The 24748-nt window shown below is 73.5% G+C and carries 17 protein-coding genes and 1 pseudogene; 10 read left to right on the top strand and 8 right to left on the bottom strand.

Annotated features, from left to right (window positions below; genetic code table 11):
• Positions 1–109: 109 nt before the first annotated feature.
• Positions 110–1537, bottom strand: coding sequence for a vanadium-dependent haloperoxidase (locus AAHZ94_RS00395; protein WP_349989768.1), 1428 nt, complete (start codon positions 1535–1537; stop codon positions 110–112).
• A 472-nt stretch (positions 1538–2009) separates the two neighbouring features.
• On the opposite strand from AAHZ94_RS00395, the gene AAHZ94_RS00390 reads away from it, so the two are divergent.
• Complete coding sequence (locus tag AAHZ94_RS00390; RefSeq protein ID WP_502964548.1) at positions 2010–2471, top strand: GNAT family N-acetyltransferase; 462 nt, start codon at positions 2010–2012, stop codon at positions 2469–2471.
• A gap of 286 nt (positions 2472–2757) precedes the next feature.
• On the opposite strand, the pseudogene AAHZ94_RS00385 reads toward AAHZ94_RS00390, so the two are convergent.
• Positions 2758–2841: pseudogene (locus AAHZ94_RS00385) on the bottom strand (dienelactone hydrolase family protein); the annotation flags it as partial.
• Positions 2842–2890: 49 nt separating this feature from the next.
• Here AAHZ94_RS00385 and AAHZ94_RS00380 point away from each other — a divergent pair.
• The gene (locus AAHZ94_RS00380; RefSeq protein WP_349989767.1) at positions 2891–3577 is read left to right on the top strand and encodes a GntR family transcriptional regulator; all 687 of its coding nucleotides are present in this window, start codon (positions 2891–2893) and stop codon (positions 3575–3577) included.
• A 482-nt stretch (positions 3578–4059) separates the two neighbouring features.
• Positions 4060–5445: an amidohydrolase gene (locus AAHZ94_RS00375; RefSeq protein WP_349989766.1), complete on the top strand. Its 1386-nt coding sequence runs from the start codon at positions 4060–4062 to the stop codon at positions 5443–5445.
• 43 nt (positions 5446–5488) lie between these two features.
• On the opposite strand, the gene AAHZ94_RS00370 is transcribed toward AAHZ94_RS00375, so the two are convergent.
• Positions 5489–6112: a response regulator gene (locus tag AAHZ94_RS00370; protein WP_349989765.1), complete on the bottom strand. Its 624-nt coding sequence runs from the start codon at positions 6110–6112 to the stop codon at positions 5489–5491.
• A complete protein-coding gene (locus tag AAHZ94_RS00365) occupies positions 6109–7347 on the bottom strand; it encodes a sensor histidine kinase (RefSeq protein ID WP_502964547.1) in 1239 nt (412 codons plus the stop codon). The genes AAHZ94_RS00370 and AAHZ94_RS00365 overlap by 4 nt, the downstream gene beginning before the upstream one ends.
• A gap of 552 nt (positions 7348–7899) precedes the next feature.
• On the opposite strand from AAHZ94_RS00365, the gene AAHZ94_RS00360 reads away from it, so the two are divergent.
• From AAHZ94_RS00360 to dapF, 7 genes are all read left to right on the top strand, one after another.
• Positions 7900–8457: a GlcG/HbpS family heme-binding protein gene (locus AAHZ94_RS00360; protein WP_349989764.1), complete on the top strand. Its 558-nt coding sequence runs from the start codon at positions 7900–7902 to the stop codon at positions 8455–8457.
• A 303-nt stretch (positions 8458–8760) separates the two neighbouring features.
• The gene (locus AAHZ94_RS00355) at positions 8761–11040 is read left to right on the top strand and encodes an SMI1/KNR4 family protein (protein WP_349989763.1); all 2280 of its coding nucleotides are present in this window, start codon (positions 8761–8763) and stop codon (positions 11038–11040) included.
• A 485-nt stretch (positions 11041–11525) separates the two neighbouring features.
• Positions 11526–12683, top strand: coding sequence for a PLP-dependent transferase (locus AAHZ94_RS00350; RefSeq protein ID WP_349989762.1), 1158 nt, complete (start codon positions 11526–11528; stop codon positions 12681–12683).
• Positions 12684–12746: 63 nt separating this feature from the next.
• Positions 12747–16043 (top strand): non-ribosomal peptide synthetase, encoded by a 3297-nt coding sequence (locus AAHZ94_RS00345; RefSeq protein ID WP_349989761.1) that lies wholly within the window; start codon positions 12747–12749, stop codon positions 16041–16043.
• Positions 16044–16137: 94 nt separating this feature from the next.
• Complete coding sequence (locus tag AAHZ94_RS00340; RefSeq protein ID WP_349989760.1) at positions 16138–17124, top strand: aldo/keto reductase; 987 nt, start codon at positions 16138–16140, stop codon at positions 17122–17124.
• Positions 17125–17272: 148 nt separating this feature from the next.
• On the top strand, positions 17273–17992 hold the full coding sequence (locus tag AAHZ94_RS00335; RefSeq protein WP_349989759.1) for a sulfotransferase-like domain-containing protein: 720 nt from the start codon (positions 17273–17275) through the stop codon (positions 17990–17992).
• Complete coding sequence (gene dapF, locus AAHZ94_RS00330) at positions 17982–19001, top strand: diaminopimelate epimerase (protein WP_349989758.1); 1020 nt, start codon at positions 17982–17984, stop codon at positions 18999–19001. Before AAHZ94_RS00335 ends, dapF begins: the two co-directional genes overlap by 11 nt.
• 373 nt (positions 19002–19374) lie before the next feature.
• Here dapF and AAHZ94_RS00325 read toward each other — a convergent pair whose 3' ends face one another.
• The 4 genes from AAHZ94_RS00325 to AAHZ94_RS00310 form a co-directional block, all read right to left on the bottom strand.
• A complete protein-coding gene (locus AAHZ94_RS00325) occupies positions 19375–20721 on the bottom strand; it encodes an acyl-CoA dehydrogenase family protein (RefSeq protein ID WP_349989757.1) in 1347 nt (448 codons plus the stop codon).
• Positions 20722–20902: 181 nt separating this feature from the next.
• Positions 20903–22054, bottom strand: a complete 1152-nt coding sequence (locus AAHZ94_RS00320; protein WP_349989756.1) for an acyl-CoA dehydrogenase family protein — start codon at positions 22052–22054, stop codon at positions 20903–20905.
• Between the two features lie 13 nt (positions 22055–22067).
• Entirely contained in the window at positions 22068–23069 is a 1002-nt protein-coding gene (locus tag AAHZ94_RS00315; RefSeq protein ID WP_349989755.1) for a thioesterase domain-containing protein, read from the bottom strand.
• Positions 23015–24742 (bottom strand): non-ribosomal peptide synthetase, encoded by a 1728-nt coding sequence (locus AAHZ94_RS00310; RefSeq protein WP_349989773.1) that lies wholly within the window; start codon positions 24740–24742, stop codon positions 23015–23017. Before AAHZ94_RS00310 ends, AAHZ94_RS00315 begins: the two co-directional genes overlap by 55 nt.
• Positions 24743–24748: the final 6 nt, after the last annotated feature.

The raw sequence follows: 24748 nt of genomic DNA, 5'->3' as shown, positions 1-24748 counted from the left end.
GGCGCGAGGTGGATCAGCGAATCAGTACACCAGCGAACCAGCGGATCAGTGGATCAGTGGATCAGTGGATCAGTGGATCAGTGGATCGCTAGTTCAATGCATCAGCGGCTCAGAGAAATGTGTCGGTGACCTGTCGGGCGACGCGTTCGCCGGCGGCCAGGCCCTGTTCGGCGTCCCACCGGTAGTGGACGCCGAGGTAGAGCCGGCTGATGGCGTTCTCGCTGGTGGCAGCCGAGATGGTGGTGAACCGCCGGGTGACGGTGCCGCTGTCGGTGGTGGCGCTGAAGGCGATGGTGTCGGTCCCGAAGTAGGTCTGCAACACGCCGCCCCAGGCCCCGGCGAAGGTGGCGTGCCCGGAGATGTAGGCGGGGAAGGCGGGTGTGAAGGCCGAACCGTCCAGGTTGGAGGAGAGCGGGCGCCAGGCCGGGTCGGGCGTGGTGGCCGGGTTCCCGTCGTCGGCGGCGAGGTTGATCGCGGTCACCGGCCGCCACAGGTCGATCGGCGTGTTGAACTTGGCGTCCCAGGAGACGACCGCCGCGTCCGCGAGGGCGATCGACAGCACGGCGAAGAACTGCGCGTTCTGGGTGGGTGTCAGCGTCTTCTTGCGCGAGATGATCCGCGCGTGTTGGTAGAGCTGTGAGGTGGGCTTGTACGTGCCGTCGAGGTCGTTGGCCCAGAACCGGCCGATGTCGCTCTGTTCCTGGGTGCGCACCACCGTCGTCACGGCCGTGCTGGAGTGCCCGCCGAACACCCGCACCTCGTTGACCTGTTCCGCGTACTGGCTGCTGCGCAGCAGGTCCTGGTACGTGCCGAAGCCGCCGGGCAGGCCCGGGCGGAACTGGCCCGGAGTGGAACCGCCGAAGGACGTCACCCGGCCCCAGTGCGGCGTCATGGCGGCCTGCGACCCCGTCGGGCGCCAGGCGCCGGGCACCCCGTCAGGCGTGTACGGCACCTCGTTGCTCGCCCCGTCGTCCGCCCGGGCCTGCACCAACGCCTGCGCCGCCGCCCGTCCGACGGCGACACCCTTGTCCTTCTCCGCCTGGGAACTGCTGTCCTGCGACAGGGCGAAGCCGTAGTTCCCGTCGAAGGAGCCCGTGGGGTACTGGGCCCGCAGTGCGGTGTAGGCGGCGGTGGCGATGGCCGCGTTCAGCGATGCGGTGCCGAGCACCGGCTGCTTGACCAGGTAGGGCCGGCCGATGGGCACGATCGAGTTGGCGGCGTCGTACATCGCCAGATGCATGATCGCCGCCGCCCGGGCCGCCGGACCCGGCGCCCCGCCGGCGGCCTTGACGGCACCCTCCAGGATCTTGCCCCAGTACAGGACCGGCTCGTACGGGGCGTCGGCCGCACGGACAGCCGGCAGCCCGGTCGTGAGCGCGGTGGCCGCCCCCGCGGTGAGGCCGAGCAGCACGGTGCGGCGCCGCGGCGCGAACGCCCCGGCCCCACCGAACCTGCCGGCGCTGCCAGCCCCATCAGCCGTACCAGCCCTGCCGGTTCCGCCGGCTCCCTCGGGTCTGCCGGAAAGCGATCTGGACACAGTGGTACCCCCCTCTGGGTCTGCGGATCGAGACGGATACTCACGCCCGCCCCGGACACTGTCAACGGCGCCTGGGGAACGGCTGGTTGTTGCGCCTTGCGCACCGTGCGGGATGGCGGGGCGTGTGCTGGGGGGTGGTTCACCCTGCCGACCTGCCCGGGCCCCGTCGCGTACGGACCTTGCCGCGTACGAACTCTGATTCGCGTACGGACCGCGCCGCTCAGCAACCGCGCCGCTCAGCAGCCGCACCCCGTGCGGACCGCGTACGGACCGCGCCGGCCCCGGGTACGTGGCGGGCGCCGGGTTCAGGCGGCCCGCCGGCGAAGGGGCCGGTGCCGTAGCCTCGCAGCCCGGGCAGCAGATGACTCGGCCCCGAGGCGGCTGCCCAAATGGTGTTGCGTCTGTCTGGGCTGTCGTCGAGCCTCTTGCGCTGGAGGTGGTCACAGTGACCGACATCAGGATCTCCCTGTCCGTGCGTGATCTCACCCACGAGGACCTGCCCTCGTGCGACTGGTCGGGCTCCGCCCTGCACGTGAGGCAGATCGCCGAGCAGTTGCGCCGGGCCGAGCGCGGCGAGGTCGACTACCTAGCCGTTTGCGGGCCCGCGGACATGCCGGTGGCGATCGGCGGCGTCGACTACGTGCTCAAGAGGGGTGCTGGCACGCTCTGGCAGCTCGGTGTCCATCCTGCGCTTCAGTCGTGCGGCGTCGGCACCCTGCTGATCAGCTCCGCAGAGGCTCGGATCACAGCCCGTGGTCTGGCGGTGGCCGAACTGGGCGTGGAGGAGAGCAACCCCAGAGCCCGAGTCCTCTACGAGCGATTGGGCTACCGGCCCTACGGCCGCGAGCTGGACTCCTGGGACGTGGAGACCGAAGAGGGCTCGGTCAAACGGTACGAAACCATGTGCACGTTGATGCGCAAGAACCTGACATAGCCAGGGGCGCCAGCAATCCGAGCGGACATCGGGCGCCCGCGAAGTGCCCCAACTCCTGCGTACTGCCCCAGCACCGCTCGGCGATCGACAACGGCATTGGTGACGCCCGGAAACTGCTGGCCATCCGCCCTTTGACCAACCTCCAGAAAGCTGCGGTGCACAGCAGATCGAGCAGCTCAGACACATGCGTGACCAGTCCGAGGAGGCCGCACGATGAGCGTCACACCCGCAGCTCACGCGGCACTGATGCAAGCCATGGACCGGCTCATGGCTGGCGAGCCACAACGCGCCCGAGTTCCAGCCCGACGACGCCCCCGGTGCCGCAGCCGACGGCGGCGATCCGGTCGGGGTCGGTCCGCGGCCCGCACCGCGTGGCGCCGTATTCTCGCCGGGGACACGGAGCGCAAAGGGCGATGCGAATGGCAGACAGCAAGGCGGCCGGGGGCGACGAGCCGGCGGGGGGCCGGGTGTCGTTGGGCGCGCAGGCGCGCGAGGCCGTACGGCAGCGCATCGTGGACCGCCGCTACCCGATGGGCTCCCGACTCGTCGAGCGCGAGATCGCCGAGGAGCTCCGCATGTCCCGGGTGCCGGTGCGCGAGGCGCTGCGCGCCCTCACCGCCGAGGGCCTGCTCGAACTGTCGCCGCACAGCGGGGTGCGGGTGCGCACCCTGGAGCGGGCCGACGTGGGCCACCTGTACGAGGTGTGGGAGCCGCTGGCCGTACAGGCGTCGTCGCTGGCCGCCCGCCGGGTGGCAGCGGGCGGGGACCCGGCGGGGCTGGCCCGGTTGCGCGCGCTGCTGGCGCGGGCCGAGCACGCAGCCGCGGCGGACCAGGGGCAGCGGGAGGTCGGCGCGCACACGGCGTTCCACGAACAGATCGTCACCCTGGCCGGCAACCCGCTCCTTGCACGCACCATGGAACAGTTGAGCTGGCAGCTCCAGTTGATCTTCGGCATGCGTGAGGAGTCGGCCCAGATGCGGGCGCAGCACGCGGAGATGTTCCGGCACATCGCCGCGGGGGACGCACAGTTGGCGGCGGCCAGCACCCTGCTGCACGTCCGGGACAGCCGCGCGGCGGCCCTGCGGTCGCTCTTCGGCGACGGCTAGTCGGGCAGTCGACAAGGCAACCGGACGGTCGGACAGCCAGTCGACAAGGCAGCACGGCGGCACGGCGACCAATCGGCAGGGTGGCAAGGTGACAGCCGGGCGACGGCTCGTTGTATACCAAGCCGCGCACCTGCCTCCCACCTCCCGACCGGCCGGCACGTCGCCCTGACGAGTCGATACGACATCCGAAGAGATTTATCCCCTTATAAGCAAATAAAACTGAACACCAGCTCGACACCACCTTGCCCCATCCATCACCTTGGTATACAAAATTCGGAGGCGGGGTCCGGTACCCCGAGTCGAGTCGGTACCCCCACACCCAACCGGCATCCCGCGCGGAGCCACGGACCGGCGCCGGAGGCCCGTAAGCCAACCCCCAACGCGAACCCCTCCGCCCCGCGCCCACACCCACACACCCACGCACCCACGCACCCACGCACCCACAACCTTCGCCCCGCACCCGCGACCCGCAAGGAGACGTCATGGCCGTTCCTCCCCTGTCCCGCCGACGCGCCCTCGTCGGCGCCGCCGCGCTCGCGGGCGCCGGCGCCGCGCTCTCCGCGTCCGTTGGCGCCGCGGACACCCCGCGCGTGCCCGGCGGCCGGACCGACCAGGCAGGCCCGGCAGACCCGGCCAGCCCGGCCGGCCCCGCCGCCACGGCCACGGACAGCGAGGCCCGACACAAGCCGGCCAAGGCGGTCGTCTTCCGGAACGTACGCCCGCTCGGCACCGGCGCCCCCGTGGACCTGACCGTGGTCGACGGGCGCTTCACGGACCGTCCCGCACCCGCCGACGCGCAGGTCGTCGACGGTGGCGGGCGCCTCGCGCTGCCCGGTCTCGTCGACGCCCACATCCACCCGGACAAGACGACCTGGGGCGGCGACTGGATCTCCCGCCGGCCCGCGTCGGGCATCGCCGAGTACGGCGAGCAGGACGCGGAGCTGTTCCGCAGCCAGCCCCGGCCGGTGGGCGAGCGCGCGTACGGGTTGCTGGCGCACGCGGTGACGCGCGGTACCCGGGCGGTGCGGGCGCACGTCGACGTGGCCCCGGCCTACGGGCTGAAGGGGCTCGAAGGGGTCGCCGAGGCCCGTGAACGGCTCGCGCACGCGCTGGACGTGCAGATCGTGGGCTTTCCGCAGCACGGCGTGGTGCGCACCCCCGGCACCTCGAAGCTGCTGGCGGACGCCGCGCGGGGCGGCCTGGTCGACCAGGTCGGCGGCATCGACCCGATCAGCTTCGACCACGCGCTCGTCGAACAGCTCGACCTCGTCTTCGGCCTCGCCGACCGCTACGGCGTGGGCGTCGACATCCACCTGCACGACCGGGACGAGAAGGGCGTGCGCGTGCTGCGCGCCATCATCGAGCGCACCAAGGCGCTGTCCCTGCGCGGCAAGGTGACCGTCAGCCACGTCTTCTGCCTGCCGTTCCTCGGCCGTGGCGAGTTGGAGACGATCGCCGCCGACCTGGCCGAGCAGGACATCGCCCTGACGACCGTCGCACCGAGCGCGGCGCTGCTCCTGCCGCTGACCACGCTGCACGAGCACGGGGTGCGGGTGGGTCTCGGCTCGGACGGCGTACGCGACTCCTGGAGCCCGTTCGGCAACGCCGACATGCTGCACCGCACGCACATCCTGGGGTGGATCACGGGCGCGCGGCTGGACGAGGAACTGGTCCGCTGCCACACCGTGGGCACGCACGGCGGGGCCGACGTGCTGGGGCTCGACCGGGTGGAGTTCCGCCCCGGCGACCCGGCGGACTTCGTACTGCTGCGCGGCGGGTGCGTACCGCAGATCGTGGTGGACATGCCGCAGCGCGACGTGGTCGTGCACGGCGGGCGGGTGGTCGCCCGCGACGGCGCGCTGCTCTGAGCACCCGGCGGGTGGCCCTGCCCCGGGCCACCCGCCGCGGTCGTCAGGACAGCAGCCGCTGCTCGGTGGCGACGGCTACCGCGCCCGCGCGCGTGTCCACGCCCAGCTTGTCGTAGATGCGGCCGAGGTGGGTCTTCACGGTGGCCTCGGAGATGAACAGGGCGCGGGCGATCTCCCGGTTGCCGAGCCCGCGGGCCAATTGGCGCAGGATGTCCAACTCGCGCGAGGTGAGCGTGGGCCCCGGCGCCCGCATCCGGGCCATCACCCGGCTCGCGACCGGCGGGGAGAGCGCGGTGCGCCCCTGGGCCGCCGCGTGGATGGCGGCGAACAGTTCCTCGGGCCGCTCCGCCTTCAGCAGGTAGCCGGTGGCGCCCGCCTCGATGGCGCGGGTGATGTCGGCGTCGGTGTCGTACGTCGTCAGCACGAGCACCCGCACCCCAGTCGCGGCGATCTGCCGGGTGGCCTCGATGCCGTCGATGCCCGGGCCCAGTTGGAGGTCCATCAGGACGACGTCGGGGGTGAGCTTCGCGGCCAGCGCGACGGCTTCCGCGCCGTTGCCCGCCTCGCCCACCACCTCGATGTCGGGGGCGCTGCCGAGCAGGGCGAGCAGCCCCGCGCGGACGACGAGGTGGTCATCGCAGACCAGCAGACGGACGGGGGTGCTCATGGGTACTCCAGGGGGATCGCGGCGGACAGCACGGTGCCCTCGCCGGGCGCGGACTCGACCGTCAGGGTGCCACCCAACTGCCGCACCCGGGCGTCACTGGCGGGCAGCCCGTGGCCGCGCAGTCCGCGGGCGCGGCCGGCCTCCGGGTCGAAGCCCCGGCCGTCGTCGGCGACGTCGAGCACGACCAGGTCGCCGAGGTAGGTGAGGGTCAGTTGGGCGGTGCGGGCGCCGGCGTGTTCGCGGACGTTGGCCAGCGCGCCCTGTGCGATGCGCAACAGGGCCGACTCGACCCGCGCGGGCAGCGCGGTCTCCGTCCCTTCGACCCGGCAGCGTACGGCCAGGTCGGCGGTGGACTCGCGGTCGGCGAGCAGCCGCAGCGCGGCCGGCAGCGAGCCGCCCGCGGTGAGGTCGGCGGGGGCCAGGTCGTGCACGAAGCGGCGGGCCTCGGCGAGGTTGTGTTCGGCGACGGCGGCAGCAGCGCGCAGATGGCCGCGGGCGGTCTCCGGTTCGGTGTCCCAGATCCGTTCGGCCGCCTGGAACAGCATCCGCTGGCTGGACAGGCCCTGCGCGAGCGTGTCGTGGATGTCCATGGCGAGCCGCTGGCGTTCGGCGAGCATGCCCTCGCGGCGCTCGGTCGCGGCCAGTTCCCTGCGGGTGCGCACCAGGTCGTCGATGAGGGCGCGCTGCCGGGCCGCCTGCCGGTCCATGTGGACGAAGACCGCGATGGCCAGCGCGGCGACCGCGGGCGGCGCGATCAACAGGTTGGGGTCGATGCCGGACACCAGGCGCTGCTGCGCGGCGACCATGAACGCGGTCAGCAGCGCGGCCAGGGCGAGCGCCGCGCGCGGTGGCAGGGTGCGCAGGCCGGTGTAGAACAGCGGCACCGCGCACCAGCCGAAACTGGGTGCGAGCACCACCAGGACGACCCAGACGGCGACCTCGGCGCCCAGCCACAGCAGCCTGCGCAGGGTGGGCCGCGAACCCATCGCGGGACCGAGCGTGTAGAGCAGGCCGAGGGCCGCGCTGAGCGCGATGATCCAGCCCGTGTGCGGCGACCCGGGGTGCCGGATGAGGTAGCGGGTCAGGGAGGCTGCCAGGAGCAGGAAGAAGGCCGCGTGTATGACCGCCGAGAGCCAGCGGGCGTCCTGCTCGCCCACGGCGTCCGGCCCGGCGGGACCGCCCGGGGTCGGGCCCTCGTCGCCGGTCCCGTGCGGTGGTCGGGGGGCTCCGTTCACCCCGTCTACTCCCTTCTCGCAACCCACGTCCCGCGCGCTCGCGGCCCTTTGCTGCGTCGTTTGCTGGTACGTCTGGGGGCTGGGCCGTGGCTCCGGCCGTGCCCGTCTCTGCTGTCTCTCCGCTGCCGTCCGCGGTCACGGTGCTGCCCTTCCGCGCTCCCTCCGCACCGCCTCGGTACTGCCCTCGCCCTGCTTCCGTACGGTCCCCGCGCCGCCTCCCGGTCCGCGGCGCCGCGCAGCGTGTACGCCGCCGCACGGGGTGTGCGCCGCCGTTCCCGACCGTCGGCCGCACGGAACTGGTCGTACCGGTCGCTGCGACAACCGGACTTGACCGGCCGGTGACGCCCTGTTTCGGGTTCTCCCGACCCTGCCCGGACCTGCGCGGATCGCCTCATTGTCCGCCAGGGTGCCGACCGCCGGGTCAACCGATCGGATGACCCCGCGCTCCGCCGTCCGGCGCCCGGGGTGGAGCCGTTCCGTCGAGCCCCCGGGGCGGTGGGTGGCCGCAGGCTGGAAGCACAGCAAGCCACCGAGCAGCAGGAGATGCCCGAGATGAAGAAGTTTTCCCGCAGCGCCCGCGTCCTGACCGGCACCGCCGTCGCCGCCACCCTCGCGGCGGGCACCTTCGGCGCGCTGTCCGCCAACGCCGCGACCCCGAAGACCACCCCCGCCCCGGCCGCCGCCAGCAGCGCGGCCAAGGGCAACACCACCCAGTCCACGCACCTGACCGTCGAGGCCGCCACCAAGGCCGCGAAGGCCGCCCTGGACGAGGCGAAGAAGAACAACCAGCGGGTGTCGGTCGCGGTCGTCGACCGCAACGGCAACACGGTGGTGACGCTGCGCGGCGACGGCGCCGGCCCGCAGTCCTACGAGTCCGCCGTCAAGAAGGCGTACACCGCCGTGTCCTGGAACGCCCCCACCTCGGAGCTGGCCAAGCGGCTGACGAACGCGCCGAACCTGAAGGACATCCCCGGCACCCTGTTCCTGGGCGGCGGCGCCCCGGTCGCCGTCAAGGGCGCCCCGATCGCGGGCATCGGCGTGGCCGGCGCGCCCAGCGGCGACCTGGACGAGAAGTTCGCCCAGGCCGGCGTGGCGGCCCTGGGCCGCTGACGGTCCCCTGCCCCAACCGCAGCCGGTGTGCCCGGGCCCTCGCGCCCGGCACACCGGCTGTGTCGTACGCGTACGGGCCCCCGGCGCCGGCCCTGCCAGCCGACCCAGGGGCCGGGCCTGGGCAGGCCGAACCGGGCGGCTCGACCGCGCCACGGGGCCGAGCCGGACCGGCCGGACCCGGCACGGACCGGCCCGCCCGCACCACCAGAAACCATGTCTGACCTGCGTACTCGCCCCTCACGTCGGTGAGGGCACTCGGTCGCCGAACGGCCACTGTCAGTGGTGGGTGGCAACATCGGCCCCATGACAGAGACCACACATTTCGACTGGCGCCCCTTCCTCCTGCGATGGAGCGCGGAGTGGGCGGAGTCGCTCACCGACGACGACGTGCGGGACGCGGACGACCTGGCCGCCCGCCGGGACCGCTGGCTGGGGTTACCGCCCGCGACCGAGGAGCAGGTCGTCACCCTTGAGCAGCGCCTCGGCCGCCGGCTCCCGCCGTCCTACCGGGAGTTCCTGAAGGTCACCGACGGCTGGCGACACGCCGGCGGATTCGTCTGGCTGCTGGCCGGGACCGCGGACGCGCACTGGCACGAGAACGAGTCGGAGCTCGCCGAGATGTTCACGGAGTTCCTGGACGAGGACGCCGACGCCGAGGAGCGGCGGGTGGTGGACATCTGGCACCGCGGGCTCCAACTCGACGTCGAATCCGATGTCGTCCACGTCCTCATGGACCCCGAAGACGTGGACGAGGACGGCGAGTGGACCGTCTACTCCTGGGCGAGCTGGCGCTGCGAAGACCCGCAACCACACGGCACCTTCTGGGACTTCATGCAGGAGATGTACCGCGAGTTCCACAGTCTGCGGTCCGGGGACGGCGACGAGGCGGCCCCAGAGTTCGCCAACGACACGACGCGCCGGTTGGACGACCAGGTGGCAGAGGCCAGGCTCACGGCCCTGCGCGGCGACTGGCAGCAGGCCCTGCGGATGCTGGACGAGGCCAAGGAGTACGGCAGACCGCTGGCCACCGGGCTAGGCGACCAGATCCGCCGGCTGCTCGGGGAGACCTACCAGGTGTCCTTCGACGGACTGGCAGCCGATGCGCGGTACGCGTCGGAGGTGCTGCCGCCCCTGGTCGCCGACTACGCGGAGCACTCGTACGGCGACGACTCCACCCTCACGTATTCGCTCGGCGGCGCCGACGACGACCTGGTGTCCCTGGCGTACGCCACCCTGGACGAGGTGCGGAAGCTGACGTACTGCTACACCGCCGCCGGGCCGTTCGGGGTGGCGGTCGAGCGGGCGCGGGCGCTCGCGCGGGAGGCGGACACGGACGGCGCCTGGCGGATGCTGCGGGCGGCGCTGCCGCAGTGGGAGCCGGTGGGGCCGGACCAGATCGTTCCGCTCGGCTGGCTGGCGGATCCGCTGCTCGGGCCGCTGTGGACGGTGGAGCGGGGCCGCGAGTTGCTGGCCACGCCGCGGGGCGGGCAGACGGGCGTCGCCCCGCCGCCGACGCCCGGGCTCGACCACGACGGCCTGGACTGGCTCGCGGACTCCGAACCGCACGAGGAGCCGACGCCCTACCGGTTCGTCCTGGTGGAGGGGGTGGCACCGGATGAGATGCCCGGACGCCTCGCCGACGGGGCCGCGGACGACGGTGGGGTTGGCGGGGGCGACGGTGGCCTTGGCGGTGACGGCCGGGCTTCCGAGGACGGGGGTGGGGACACCGGGGATTCCGGGCTCGGAGGTGCGGACGGCGGGTCTTCCGCGCTCGGGGACGAGGGCGGCTGGGCTGCCGGGCTCGGGGACGAGGACGGCTGGGCTGCCGGGCTCGGGGTCGGGGCCCGGCTCTCCGTGCCCCTGCACCGACAGGAGGCGTACCGGGATGCCCGGGCCGATCTCCAGGAGTTCTCGTCCTTCGCCGACCGGGCGCTGATGGCGGTCGGCCGGGCCGGGGCCGGCTGGAGCTTCGCCTTCGACGGCGACCCCACCGGATTCCACCACCCCCGCTTCGTCTCCCCGGCAGCAGCCGCCAGTACGGGCACCCGGGCGGTGGTGGTGTGGAGCGGGCTGCATGCGCAGCGCGGGGAGGAGGCTTTCTGCCACGTCTCGGTGGCGGCGGACGGCGTCGAGCAGTACGCGTTCACCTATCTGGCCGGCGAGGTCCGGGCGAGCGGCGAGATACCGCCGGCGCTGGCCCCGGCCCGGTTCTTCGGCGACCCGGCCCAACCGACCGACCGGGCCGCAACGGTCGCGGCCGAACGGGCACTGCTGGCAGCGCTGGCCGACGAGTTCGACGTCACCCTCCCCCGGCACGCCATCCGGTACGGGCGGCTGCCCACGTTCGTCAGCCGCTCCTGGACCCGCCCGCCGCGCGACGGCGAGGGATACCTGGTGTTCCAGCGGACCCGCGTCAACGACCCGGGGCCGCTCCGCGCGTACCTCACCACCGGGGAAACCACGGCCCCGGACCCGGCAGACGCAGACCGGGCAGACGCAGCCCCCGCGCACGCCGCACCCACCGATCCGACGGACGCACGCGGCGTGATGCCGGAGGGCCGACGCCCCGGGGGTGACGCGTAGCACCGGACCCGACACCGGACGGGTGGCCGCCGCGACGGCCCACCCACCCCGCGCACTTGCCTTACGCACCCGCCTTGCCCACCCACTGCGCCGACCGCCTTGCCCGACCACCCACCACACAACCACCACCCATTCCGGCCCGGCCCCGGCCGCCAGACCAAACCACCTCGCACCGCACCACACCGCACCAAGACACACCGGGCGGATGCCCGAACGGACCACCGATCACCCCGCGTTGACAGCATCGGCACCGATATCCGGCAACCCGCCACTCCCATCTGTGTGCACCGTGTGTGGGTGGTGCGCAATCGCCACGTTCCGCCCGCCCGCGGCAAGCTCTACCTGGCTTGATCGGAGGGTCCCGACAAGCGCCCCGATCACACCGCAAGCGGGCCCAACAACCCATGCACAGCGCATACTTGACGGAGCGGGAGCGGGTGCTGTCTGATGCTAAAAGTTCAGCGTCCGATGGGCGAGGAGCCAACATGACGCGGGAAAGAGCGCCTGACGCATACGTCAACAGTGTTCTGCCACCGGTGTACTACAGCGCTTCCTACTACTTCGACCACGCGGAACACGTCAGGACCGGCCTGCACGAGAAGTCGGAACCCGCCGGTCGGTACGGGCGCTACTCCAACCCGACCTGGCTGGACGTGGAGCGCCGGCTGAACGAGCTGTCCGGAGCGGAGTCCTCGCTGCTGTTCTCCTCCGGAATGGCGGCCCACTTCACCACCTTCCTCGCGCTGCTGTCGGCGGACAGCGAGGTGGTGCTGCCCGCGGAGTCGTACCGCCAGGTGCGCAACGTGTTCAAGGAGATCCTGCCGAAGTTCGGCGTGCGGGTGCACGAGATCTCGATCCGGGACCCCAGCGCCTTCGTGCAGCGGCTGGCCCAACTCGCCGACCGGGTGGGGCTGGTCCACCTGGAGATGCCGTCCTCTCCACACATGTACCTCATCGACGTCGAGCAGGTGCGGGCGGCCGTCGGCCCTGACACCGTGATCACGCTCGACGGTTCCTTCGCCCCGCCACCCAACTTCCACGCCCTGCGCTGGGGCGTGGACCTGGTCCTGTTCAGCGCCACCAAGTACCTCAGCGGCCACGGTGACATCGTGGCCGGCGTGCTGTCCGGCCGGCAGGACCTGGTGGAGCGGGTCCGCTGGTACCGCGACACCACCGGCGCGGTCGCCGACCCGCACACGGCCTTTCTGCTGCGCCGCAGCCTGGACACGCTGCCACTGCGGATGGAGCGGGTCAACGCCCAGGGCCTGGCCGTCGCCTCGTACCTGGAGGCCCACCCCAGGGTGAGCCAGGTCTACTACACCGGCCTGCCCAGTCACCCCCACCACAAGCTGGCCGAGCACTACCTCGCCGGGCACGGCGGGGTGGTCACCTTCGAACTCGGCCTGACCGAGCAGGAGACGGCCGCGGTCGTCGACCGGCTTCAGATCCCCTACATGGCGTCGAACTTCGGGGCGCCACAGACGCTCGTCGAGCAGAGCACGTTCTTCACGTACTTCGAGTACGACGACGCCGGCCTCCGGGACATCGGCGTGGACCGCAGCACCGTGCGCCTGGCGTGCGGCTACACGGTCGACGTGGAGCACATCATCGCGGATCTCGAACAGGCACTACCCCGGCGCTGACAACACCGTCAGGCCCACGCCGTCGGCCGGCCACCGAGCCCGGCCCGCGTCCGAGGGGGAAGCATGCACACGTTCGTTGACCAGCCCGGGGACGGCCCGTCACGGGGCCGGGCCGGGTTCCAGTCCGTGCCCGCGATGATCGAGGCGGCGGCCGACCGCTTCCCCGACCGGCCCGCGGTCACCCACGACGGCAGGACGCTGTCCTACCGGACGCTCGACGCACTGGCCGGTGGCCTCGCCGACGAGCTCGCCGGGCGCGGGCTGCGCCGCGGCGACGTGGTACCGGTCGCCCTCGGCAACAGCCTCGAACTCCCCGTCACACTCCTGGCGTTGATGAAGCTGGGGGCCGTGTTCGTACCGGTCGACGCGGCCTGGCCGACCGAGCGGCTTGCGGTGGCGCTCGCCCTGCTCGCGCCGCGGGCCGTGCTCTGCGCCGACCCGCGGCAGGTGCCGCCGGCGCACCGGGCGCTGGCGGTGCGGGTGCCGCCGGTGGAGCGGCTGCCGACCGCGGCCGGCCGCCGGGCGGTGGAATTCGACCCGTCCGAAGCGATCTACGGGTTCTTCACCTCGGGGACCACCGGCACCCCCAAGTGCGCGATCAACGTGCACGGCGGGCTCGCCAACCGGTTCCGCTTCATGTCCCGCTACTTCCACGCCACCGGCGACGAAGTGGTCCTCCAGAACAGCCGGCACACCTTCGACTCCTCGCTGTGGCAGTTGCTGTGGCCGCTGACCGAGGGCGGGCGCACCGTGCTGCCGGTGCACACCGACTTCCTCGACCTGCGCCGCACCATCACCACCATCAGCGCCCACCGGATCACCGCCGCCGACTTCGTCTCCAGCGTCTTCAACGCGCTGGTCGCCACCGTCGAGGACGACCCCGACGCGCTGGCCGCGCTCGCCTCGCTGCGCTGGCTGATCGTCGGCAGCGAGCCCGTCAACCCGCGTACCGTGCGCCGGCTCACCTCTCTCCTGCCCGACCTGCACGTCACCAACGGCTACGGTCCGACCGAGGCGTCCATCGGGATGGCCTTCCATCCGATGTCGGCGGCCGATCGCGACACGGTGCCGGTGGGGCGGCCGATCGACAACTGCGCCGCGGTGATCGTGAACGAGCGGTTGGAGGCGCTGCCGGCGGGCCACACCGGGGAGATCGCCATCGGGGGTGCCTGTCTGGGCGCGGGCTATCTGGGCGCTCCGGCGGCCACCGCCGCGGCGTTCGTGCCCAACCCCTTCCCCGATCTGGTCCCCACCGACCGGCTCTACCTCACCGGTGACCTGGGGTCGATGGACGAGCAGGGCCGGCTGTTCTGCGCGGGCCGCAAGGACGCCCAGGTGAAGATCGGCGGCGTACGGATCGAGTTGGGTGAGGTGAAGGCGGCGGCCGAGAGCTGTCCGGGCGTGGTGCAGGCCGAGGCGCTGGTGGCCGAGCACGCGCGGGAGGGGGCGGCGGGCCCGGGCCGGTGGCTCGCGCTGTTCGCGGTCTGCGCCGACGGCGCCGGGGTCGATGAGGTGCTCGCCCATCTGCGCGGCACGCTGCCCCGCACCAGCGTGCCGCGGCGGGTGCTGCTGCTGCCGCGGATGCCGCTGGGAGACAACGGCAAGACCGATCTGCGGGAGCTGGCCCACGTGCTGGACCGGCGGGTGGCTGCGGAGGCCGCGGAAACGGTGGAGGGGGCGGCCCCCGACGAGCTGGGCGGCCGGGTGCTGTGGGCGATGCGCGCCGCGCTGAACCTGCCGCGACTCGACCCCGACGACCACTTCTTCGACAGCGGCGGGGACTCACTCACGGCGCTGTCGGTGGTGAACGCGGTACGGGCCGGGTTCGACCTGCCGCAACTGTGTGCCCAGGACGTGTTCGACCAGCCGACCGCGGCGCGGCTGACGCTGCTCGCCGAGACCTACCGCGCGGACGGGGCGGTGCACGAGCGGGAGGAAGAACTACTGGCGCGCGACGCGCTCACGCCGCTCCCGCCGGTACGGGCCGCGGCGGCCGACGCCGGGGAGCCGCGTACGGTCCTGGTCACCGGGGCGACCGGGTTCGTCGGCGCACAGGTGGTGCACGAATGGTTGGCCACCGCAGCCGACACCGAGGTGGTCTGCCTGGTCAGGGCCGGCAGCGACGCGCGGGCCGGCGAACGGGTGGTCGGTTCACTCCGCGAACGCGGCTTGTGGCGGCCGGAGTTCGCCGACCGGCTACGGGCGTACGCGGCCGATCTGGCGCTGCCGGGGCTCGGGCTCGCCGCCCAGGTCCGGCGCGACCTCGCGCACGGGCCCGACCTGGTGTTGCATTGCGGGGCGCTGGTCAACTTCCTCTTCGACTACCGCGCGCACCGGCGGGCCAATGTGCTGGGCGTGGCCGAGCTGCTGGGCCTGGCCGGCGAGGGACGGCCCGTACCGCTGCACCACGTCTCCACGCTCGCCGCGCTCCAGGGCGCCAGGGCCGACCACCCAGCCGGCGTGCCCGAGGGTTGTGACCTGCGGCGGGTACCGGCGCCGCCGGGTGGCTACAACCGCTCCAAGTGGGTGGCCGAGCAGCAGGTGGCCGCGGCCCGGCGGCAGGGCGCCACGGTGACCGTGCTGCGCCTGGGCGAGGTGATGCCGGCCACCGCTTCGGGGCTGGCCAACCCCGCGGCGCTGACGCACCTGCTGCTCACCGCGGTGGCACGGCTCGGGGTGCGGCCCGCGGCGCAGATGGTGTCCGACTACACGCCGGCCGACTACGCGGCGCGCCGGATCGTCCACGCGGTGCGGGACCGGTCCGTGTGGGGCACGGACCTGCATCTGCTGCACCCGGCCAGCGTGGACTTCGGCACGCTGCTGACGGAACTGCCCGCGGCGCCGCAGCCGGTGCCGTGCGCCGATTTCCTCGCCCTGCTGCGCAAGGAGGCCACGGACGGCGGTCGGGAGTCGGCCGCCCTGGCGGCGCTGCTGCCCGACCCGGACCACGCCGACGAAGACGAACTCCGCGTCGCGTTCGAGGAGTTGCTGACCGACAATCCGCGCCACTACCGCAGCGACGCCTGCCGCGGTGCCGAGCGGCGGTGGGGCCTGAACGACGGTTCACTGGACGAACCAGTGGCCGCCTACCGCCGCCGGCTCGCGCAGCAGACCGACGACGTGGCGCCACGCGGGCCCGCGCCGGACGCGGGAGGTACGCAGGCCGTACAGGCCGTACGGGCCGAACCGACCGTACGGGCCGAACCTCCCCTACTGGGCGAACCTCCCGCAGTGGTCCCACCGACCACACCGAGCCCGCCGACCGCATCGACCGCGGATGCCGGAACCGTCGGAGACACCCGGGGCCCTGGCCACACCGAAGGCGGCGCAGACGCCACCCCGCGAGGGGCAGCCGGCTGACCGGCGCGGGCCCGCACGACGACCACCGCGCGGAACACGACAGCACACGACGGAACACATCAGCGCACCACCGAACAAGGGGAGCAGGGCGTACATGCGCTATCGCACGATGGGCCGCCTCGGGTGGCAGGTCAGTGAGATCGGCTACGGGATGTGGGGCATCGCCGGTGGCCCCGGCGGGTTCGCGGCCGGGGCTGACTACGAGTTGGCGCCGCAGTGCCTGGACGAGGCGATCGAGCAGGGCTGTACGTTCTTCGACACCGCCTGGGCGTACGGCAGGGGCGTGAGCGAACTGCTGCTGGGGGCGGCGCTGCGCCGGAACCGGGGGCGGGAGCTGCGGGTGGCGACGAAGGTCCCGCCGAAGAACCGGCAGTGGCCGCCGGGCCCCGACGACACGCTGGACGACGTCTTCCCGACCGATCACATCCTTGACTACACCCGGCGCAGCCTGGACAACCTGGGCGTGGACCGGATCGACCTGCTGCAACTGCACGGCTGGGAGGACCGGTGGGCGGACGATCCCCGCTGGCAGGAGGCGGTGGCCCGGCTGAAGGACGAGGGGTTGGTGGCCGGCTTCGGCCTCTCCGTCAACCGCTGGGAGCCGGCGAACTGCCTGGCCGCCCTGGACACCGGGCTGGTCGACGCGGTGCAGGTGATCTACAACGTCTTCGACCAGGCACCCGAGGACGAGCTGTTCGAGCGGGCGCAGCGGCACGGGGTTGCCATCATCGCCCGGGTGCCGTTCGACGAGGGCACGCTGACCGGTGCGGTGACCGCCGACAGCACCTGGCCGGAGGAGGACTGGCGGGCCACCTACTTCGGCCCGGAGAACCTGCTGCCGAGCGTCGAGCGGGCCGAGCGGGTGAAGAAGGACGTGCCCGAGGGGATGCCGCTGCCGGAGCTCGCGCTGCGCTTCGTCCTCCAGCACCCGGCGGTCACCACGGTCATCCCCGGAATGCGGCAGTTGGCGCACGTACGGTCCAACCTGGCGGTGAGCGACGGCCGGCCGCTCGACGACGAACTGGTGGCCAGGCTGCGGGCGCACCGCTGGGACCGCGAACCGGCCTGGTGGTCCGGGTGAGCCGGGTGGTTCGAGCGGCGCGGACGGTCCGGGCGAGCCGGGTGGTTCGGGTGAGCCAGACGGTCCGGTTCATCCGGGCGAGGCGGGCCGAGGCGGTTGCCGGGCGGCCGGCCCGCCCGGTGGCGCACCGGCCGGAGAGGGGGCCACGATGACGGTGATCTGTCTGTGGGCGCACTCGCGTTCGCGGTCGACGGCGTTCTCCCGGATGATGCTGGAGCGCGGCGACGTGACGGTGCTGCACGAACCGTGGCTGGCGCTGGCCGAGACCGGCGCGGCCACCGTCCCACAGCCGGGCGGCGGCGAATCCGCCGTCGACTCCGGGCCCGAACTGGTCGACAGACTCGCGGAGTTGGGCCAGGAACGACCGGTGTTCGTGAAGGAGGTGCTGGACCAGCGCTATCCGTACGTCTTCGACCAGCCACAGGCGTTGGCCGCGTTCTGGCACACCTTCATCGTCCGCCATCCGCGCCCGACGATCGCCTCGCACTACGCGATGAAGCCGACGGTGACCAGCCCCGAGATCGGCTTCGAGCGGCTGCACGAACTGTTCGAGCTGGTGCGGGCGGCCAGTGGGCGGCAGCCGCTGGTACTGCGCGCGGAGCGGCTGGTCGACGAGCCCGAAGCCGTCGTACGGGGCTTCTGCGACCACGTCGGTCTGCCGTTCCTGCCCGAGGCACTGTCCTGGCGTCCGCAGGACCGCGCCGAGTGGCAGCGGCACCGCGCCTGGCACCTGGACGCCATCGGCAGCAGCGGGCTGGTCGACCGGGGCAACACCTACGCCGACACGGTGGACAACAACGCCACCCTGCGCGCCTTCTACGCCCACCACTACCCGTACTACGAGAAGGTCGTCCGGCATGCCGAGTGAGGACGTGGGTGAGGGTGTGGGTGTGCCGGTGCGTGAGAGTGTGCCGGTGGGTGAGGGTGCGCCGGTGGATGTGAAGGCGGCAGCGGGTTCGGGTGACGGGGCCGGGGCCGGGCGCACGATCGCGTTCACGAAGCTGGTGGCGGCCGGCAACGACTTCCTCGTACTGGACGTCGACCACCAGCCGCCGCCTGACCATCTGGCCGCCTTCGCCCGGCACGTGTGCCCGGCGCACGAGGGGGTGGGTGCCGACGGTGTGGTGGTGGTGCGCTCGCTGGGGGTCGGCCGGATCGGCGCCACGGTGATCAACCCGGACGGTTCCGTGGCACGCATGTGCGGCAACGGCGTGCGGTGCGCGGCCAGGTACGCCATCGCGCAGGGCGCGCCGACCCCGCTGGCCGTGGAGTTCGCCGGCCGGGACCGGCTGCACAGCCTGGTGGCGCGCCCGGTGGGCGAACTGCTTGAGGTGTCCGCGCCGACGTCAGGGGCGGTGTCCGGCCCGGTGACCATCGACGGGCTCGACTACCACTGGCTGGACACCGGCACCGAGTACGCGGTGGCGTTCGTGGCCGACGTCGACGCGTACGACGCGAACGCCATCGGGCGCACAGTGCGCCACCACCCGCACTTCCAGCCGGCCGGCACCAGCGTCTGTCTGGCCCAGGTCACCCCGGACGGCCTGCGGGTGCGCACCTACGAGCGGGGCAACGAGACCGAGACGCTGTCGTGCGGCAGCGGCGCGGTCGCCTGCGCCCAGGCCGCCCACCACCTGGGGTTGGTGACCGGCCCCCGAGTACGGGTGGACAACCGGGCCGGCACCCCGCTGTCAGTCCGACTGGCCGAACCAGAACCACAACCGGGCCTCGAAACAGACATAGGCACGAACACGGGCACAGACACGGGCAGGGGCTCGGACACAGGCACGGGCAGAGAAACAAACACAGACACCGGCACGGCCCTGGCCGGCCCGGCGCGCATCACCTTCACTGGCGCGGTGGCCTGGCCCGCGTAAGCAACAGCAGTGGCCCGCGCATCCGGCCGACGGATACACGGGCCACTGCCTCACTTGGCCACACGGCACACGGCACACGGCACACGGCACACGGCACACGGCACACAGCCTGGCGGCACTCCCCGCCGCGCACTTGCCCGTACCCGCTCTGCCTGTACCGGCTCTGCCTGTACCGGCGGGTGAGTGACACCCCGTACGCGATGGGCTGACGCACCGTGGGTTGCCCTGCTGAGCGCACGGGAGCCCGGGCGACGCGCACCGTACGCCTGGTGCATCCCCGGTACGGGCCGCGCATCCCGGTCGTCGGCGGTCTCTCCCCGGCAGAAGCGGGCCGCCAAGAGCGCCGCCGGGAGCAGCGTGGGGGCGTCGGGGCTCAGCCCGCAGGGTCCGTTCGGTGTGCGAACTTTCGTTCAGCTACGAGGAGCGGGAAGACCTCGCGGCGCAACGCCGCCGCGCTGCCCTGCCACACCCGGTCCAGATGGGCGCGCCGGTAGCAGATCTGGATGTCGGCGGCGTCGGTCAGGCCGTACGCGCCGTGCAGTTGCATGGCGGCGGCCGTGGCGTCACCGGCCAGGTCGGCCGCGGCGGCCAGCGACTGGGCCGCGGTCAGCCGCGGGTCGCGCCCCGTGTCGGCCTCCCAGGCCGCGGACCGCACCAGCCAGCGCACGCCCTCGGTGCGGGCGGTGAGTTCGGCGAGGCGGAAGGCCAGTGCCTGGAACCGGCCGAGTTCCCGGCCGAACTGCCGCCGCTCCTTCACCCGCGCCACGGCGAGGTCGAGCGCGCCCTGCACCAGGCCGACCAGATAGCCGGCGTGCCGCAGCCTGGCCCGGGCGACCAGGCCCGGCCAGCCGGACCGCGGGTCGGCGTTCCGGAACGGCCCGGCAGCACCGAGGCCACCAGCAGCCCCGGCAGCGCTGGCAGCGTCACCCGTACGGGCACCGCCGCGCGCCCTGCCAGCACCCGTCACGCCGGTCACACCCACCGGGTCCGCCGGATGCACCCAGGCCAGTACCGGTGTGTCGGCCAGCTCCACCGCGTACAGCCCGCCGCGGGTGACGTCCTCGTGCTGGCGGCAGGTCAGGGTCGGGTCATCGCTCCGGACCAGCGCGCCGTGCACGCCGCCGCCGGCCGCCGCCCCGGCCCGGCCGAGTACCAGCAGGTAGCGGCCCTCGGGTGCGGCGGCCACCAGGCGGCGGTGCAGTCGGATGCCGGGCGTGCCGACGGCCGGCAGCGGGGCGGGGTCGGCCGGGTCGTCGTGCCCGCGGGCGCGCGGGGCGAGCGGTACGGCGGCGCCGTCGGCGATTTCGGCGAGGTACTTGGCCGTGCCGTCGGCGGCGGCGAAAGCGCCGGGGAGCAGGGCTTCGGTGGCGGTCATCGTGTCGAGCAGCGGCCCGCCGTACAGGGCGGTGCCCGCCAGTTCGGCGAGCACCACCGCGCCCCGCTGCCCGGCGCCCTCGCCGCCGAGTTCGGTGGGGAGCAGCAGCCGGGTGGCGCCCAGTTCGACCAGCGCGCGCCAGACCGCCCGGCCGGCGGTGGCGTCCTCGGGGTCGGGCGCGCCGCTCGGGCCCGGTGCGGCGGGGTGTTCGTACAACCGGCGCAGTGCGGGCAGCAGGTCCGCACGGAACAGTGCGCTGAACCGCCCGGCGATGGCGGTCTGCTCGTCGGTCAGGCTCACGTCCACGGACGGCTCCCACGGGTCGGGCACGAGGCGGTCGGGCATGGGGCAGTTGGTACGAGTGGTGCGGTACGGGTCGTACGGGCGGCCCGGCCGCGCCCCGGCGCCGTGCCGGGGGGCAAGGGGGCGCTCCCAGCGAGGCCAGCAGCGGCCCGACAGGCAGAGTTCACGCGGACGGGGTTCGCGTGGACAGGGATCATGTGAACAGGAGTCACGTCGGCAGGGGTCACGTCGGCAGGGACAGGGCGCCGGAGGCGATGAGGGCCAGCATCATTTCGGAGGTGCCGGATGCCAGCGTGTAGCCGGGGGCGTCGCGGAAGCTCGATTCGACGGTCCAGCCGGCGGGACTCTCGGCGTCCCTGGCGTGCAGGGCGGCGTCCGGGCCGCACACCGACGAACTGAGCAGCGCGGCGGCGCGGGCGCTCTCCGCGGTGTGCCACTTGGCCATGGCGTACAGCGGGTCGTCGTGGTCACCGCCGGTCAGCAGGGACAGGGCGCGCCAGGCCAGCAGCCGCCCCGCGCGCACCTCGGCGTCCAGGGCGACCAGCCGTTCCGCGTACGGGGACTGCGGGCCGGCGGCCTCCGCATGGGCCAGGAGCGCATCGACCAGCCGCCGCCCCTTGGCCTCGAACTCGATGCCGGTCCGCTCCAGGCTGAGCACCCGGTTGATGACCCGCCAGCCGTCGTCGACCTCACCGAGCACGTCGGCGCGGGTCATCAGGGGCCCGGTCAGGGTGAGTTCGGCGAACTTGTCGTCGGTCATCACGGGCAGCGGGCGCCGATCGACGCCGGGGGTTCGCAGTGGCAGCACGAAGACGGTGATGCCGTGGTAGCGGACCGGTGAGGTGGTGGTGCGGGCGGCACAGAGCGCGAAGTCACCCAGGTGGGACTTGAGGCTGTACGTCTTGCGCCCGTACAGCCGCCAGCCCTCGCCCTCGGGCTCCGCGCGGGTGGTCAGGCTGCCGAGGTCGGAGCCGGTTTCCGGCTCGCTGAACAGGACGCAGCCGATCTGTTCGCCACGGGCCAGCGGCGGCAGCAGGGCCGTCTGCTGTTCGGCCGTGCCGAACAGGTGGACCGCGAGTCCGACGATGTCAACGGACAGGGTGTGTGCCACGTCCGGCACGCCGTGTGCGATCAACTCCTCGGTGAGCAGGGCCTTTTCGACCAGCGTCAGGCCCGCGCCGCCGTGTTCCCGGGCCCAGTTGGGGGCCAGCCAGCCGCGTTCCCCCAGGCGCCGGTAGACCGTCGGCAGCCCGGGTTCGGCGCCGGGTGGCAGCCGTCGGTCGCGGTCGGCCTCGGCCTGTGTCTCCTGGTCGGTGAGGAGGGCGCAGACGCGGCTGCGGAACTCTTCCTGTGCCGCGGTCAGGGCCAGGTCCATCAGGGCGCCTCCCTCATCCTCGTCCGTGGTCGGTCGGTGTCGGCCGGGGTGTCTCGATGTGGGCGCCGAGCACCTCGGCCAGGCGTGCCAGGTGTGGGGGCCTGAGCATGGTGTGGTGGGTGCCGGGGACCTGCTCAGCACGCACCGGGGCGAGCGGGCGCCAGGTGGCGGCGACCCCGTCGGCCGGCCCGCCGTCCGGGGTGTCGGCCGCTTCGATCACGGTGACGGCCAGGTCAAGCGGCCCCGGCCGGTAGCGCAGCACCGCGCGCAGGACGACGGCGAAGACGCCGAACCTGCGCCGCACCTCGGCACGGGTGCCCGCCGGCACGAGCGCCCGTTCTTCCAGGAGTGTGAGAACGGTGTCGGTGCGCTGCTCGGCGGGCAGGGCGCGCAGCGCTTCCGGGTCGACGCCAGGGTCGGGCGCGGCCTGGAGCAGGGCCAGGTCCTGGACGAAGAGGGCGAGTGCGGCGGCGTCGTCGGTCGGCTCGGGCGCGGCGGCCCCGCCGCCTGCGGGGGCCGGTGCGCCGCCTGCGGGGACTGGCGTGCCTTCGGCGGGGGCCAGTGCGCCTTCGGCGAGGCCCTGCACACGGTCGGCGGGGTCCGGCGCGCTGTAGCTGGGGTCAGGCACACCGCCGGCGAGGTCCGGCGCACCATCGCCGGAACCCGGAACGCCGTCGCTGGCCCCCGGCGCCCCGGAGTCGAGCAGGACGAGCGCTTCGACCTCTGCGCCGGCCGCCCGCAGCAGCCTGGCCATCTCGTACGCGATGACGCCGCCGGCGGACCAGCCGCCCAGCCGGTAGGGGCCGGCGGGGTGGGCCCTGCGCAGCGCGGTGACGTAGTGGGCGGCGATGTCCGCCACCGTCTCCGGGGCGCCGTCGCCGATCGGGTACTCGAAGGCGTACACCGGCTGCCCGGGATCGAGCAGGTCCACCAGGGCCAGGTAGGGCGTGACGGAGCCGCTCACCGGGTGGACCAGGAAGAGCGGGGGCCGGTCGCCCGCGGTGCGCAGCGCCACCAGCGGGTCGGTCCCCGCCGTGCGCCGGTGGTCGGCGTCGGATGGTTGGCCGGCGGTGGCGGGGGGCTGGCCCGGGGGGCCCGGCCGGCGGGGGGGGGGGCGGGGGGGGGGGGGGGGGGCGGGTTCCCGGGGGGGGGGGGGGGGGGGGGGGGGGGGGGGGGGGGGCCGGGGGGGGGGGGGGGGGGGGGGGGGGGGGGTTGGGGGGGGGGGGGGGGGGGGGGGGGGGGGGGCCCCGCGGCGCCGGCCGGCAGGTCGCGGCGCCGGTCGAGGAGGGTGGCGACGGCTTCCAGGGTGGGGGCGAGGTAGACGTCCCGGTTGTCCAGGCGTACGCCGAAGCGGGCCCGCACCTCGTTGCCGTGCCGCGCCAGGTCGAGTGAACTCCCTCCCAAGGCAAAGAAGTTGGCGTCCACCGTGAGCGGCACGTCGGGGGTGCCGAGCAGGTCGCGCCACAGGGTTGCCACGGCGCGTTCGGTGGGTGTGCCGGGGTCGCGCGCGGGGGTGGGTGGGACGCTGCCCGTCACCGTGGGCGTGGTGGTGCCGGGTCGGGGCAGGGCGGCGCGGTCCACCTTGCCGCTGCTGGTCAGCGGGAGGGTGTCGAGCAGCGAGAAGGTCGCCGGGATCATGTGCAGGGGCAGCCGCTCGGTCAGATGGGCGCGGAGCGCGGCTTCGGTCGGCGGGCCGGCGGCGTCGACGGCCTCCACGGTCAGGTACGCCTCAAGCCGGGGCTTGTCCTCGTGGCGGCCGATCTGGACGGCGCACTGGCGTACCGCGGGGTGGCCGGCGAGCGCGAGTTCCACCTCGTCGAGTTCGATGCGCAGACCGCGGATCTTGACCTGTCGATCGGCCCGGCCGACGAATTCGAGCTCACCGTCCTCGCGGCGGCGCACCACGTCCCCGGTCCGGTACATGCGCTGCCCGGGCGGGCCGAACGGGCAGGGCACGAAGCGTTCGGCGGTCAGCGCGGGCCGGCCCAGATAGCCGGTGGCCACCTGGACGCCGGCCACGCACAGCTCGCCCGGGACGCCGACGGGCACCAGTTCGCCGTGCCGGTCGGTGACGTAGGCGCGCATGTTGGCCAGCGGGCGGCCGATGGGCGGCGGGGCGGTCAGCGGTTCGGCCGGGCAGGCGTAGTCCGTACAGGCCACGGTGGCCTCGGTGGGCCCGTACCCGTTGTGGAAGGCGCGGGTGGGGGTGCGCCAGCGGTTGACGAGTTCGGCGGGGAACGCTTCGAGTCCCACGAACAGCGCGCGCAGATCGGGGAGTTCGCGTTCGTCGAGCAGTCCGAGTACGGCCGGTGGGATGTCGGCGACGGTCACCCGTTCGCGACGCATCAGCTCGCCGAGCGCCACCGGGTCGTGCAGCACCGGGACGGGGGCCGCGACACAGGCGGCGCCGGAGCCGAGCGCGGCCCACACGTCGAAGACGCTGACGTCGAAGGTGGGGTTCGCGAACTGGAGGACCCGGTCGCTGGGGGTGAGCGCGAAGAGTTCGCCGGCGGCTGCGCCGACGAAGTTGACCGCCGCCCGGTGGCTGACCTGGACGCCCTTGGGTGCGCCGGTGGAGCCGGAGGTGTAGATGACGTACGCCGTGTTGTCGGGGACGGCGGCGCACGGCGGCGCGGTGGCCGGCGTCGCGGCCAGGGCGGCGGCCGTGGCCGGGTCGTCGAGCACCACCCGGGG

The organism is Streptomyces sp. HSW2009 (assembly GCF_040240285.1).
Taxonomy (GTDB): domain Bacteria; phylum Actinomycetota; class Actinomycetes; order Streptomycetales; family Streptomycetaceae; genus Streptomyces.
Note: the sequence above shows the minus strand (reverse complement) of the source record. Positions and strands in the feature narration are given on the sequence as shown.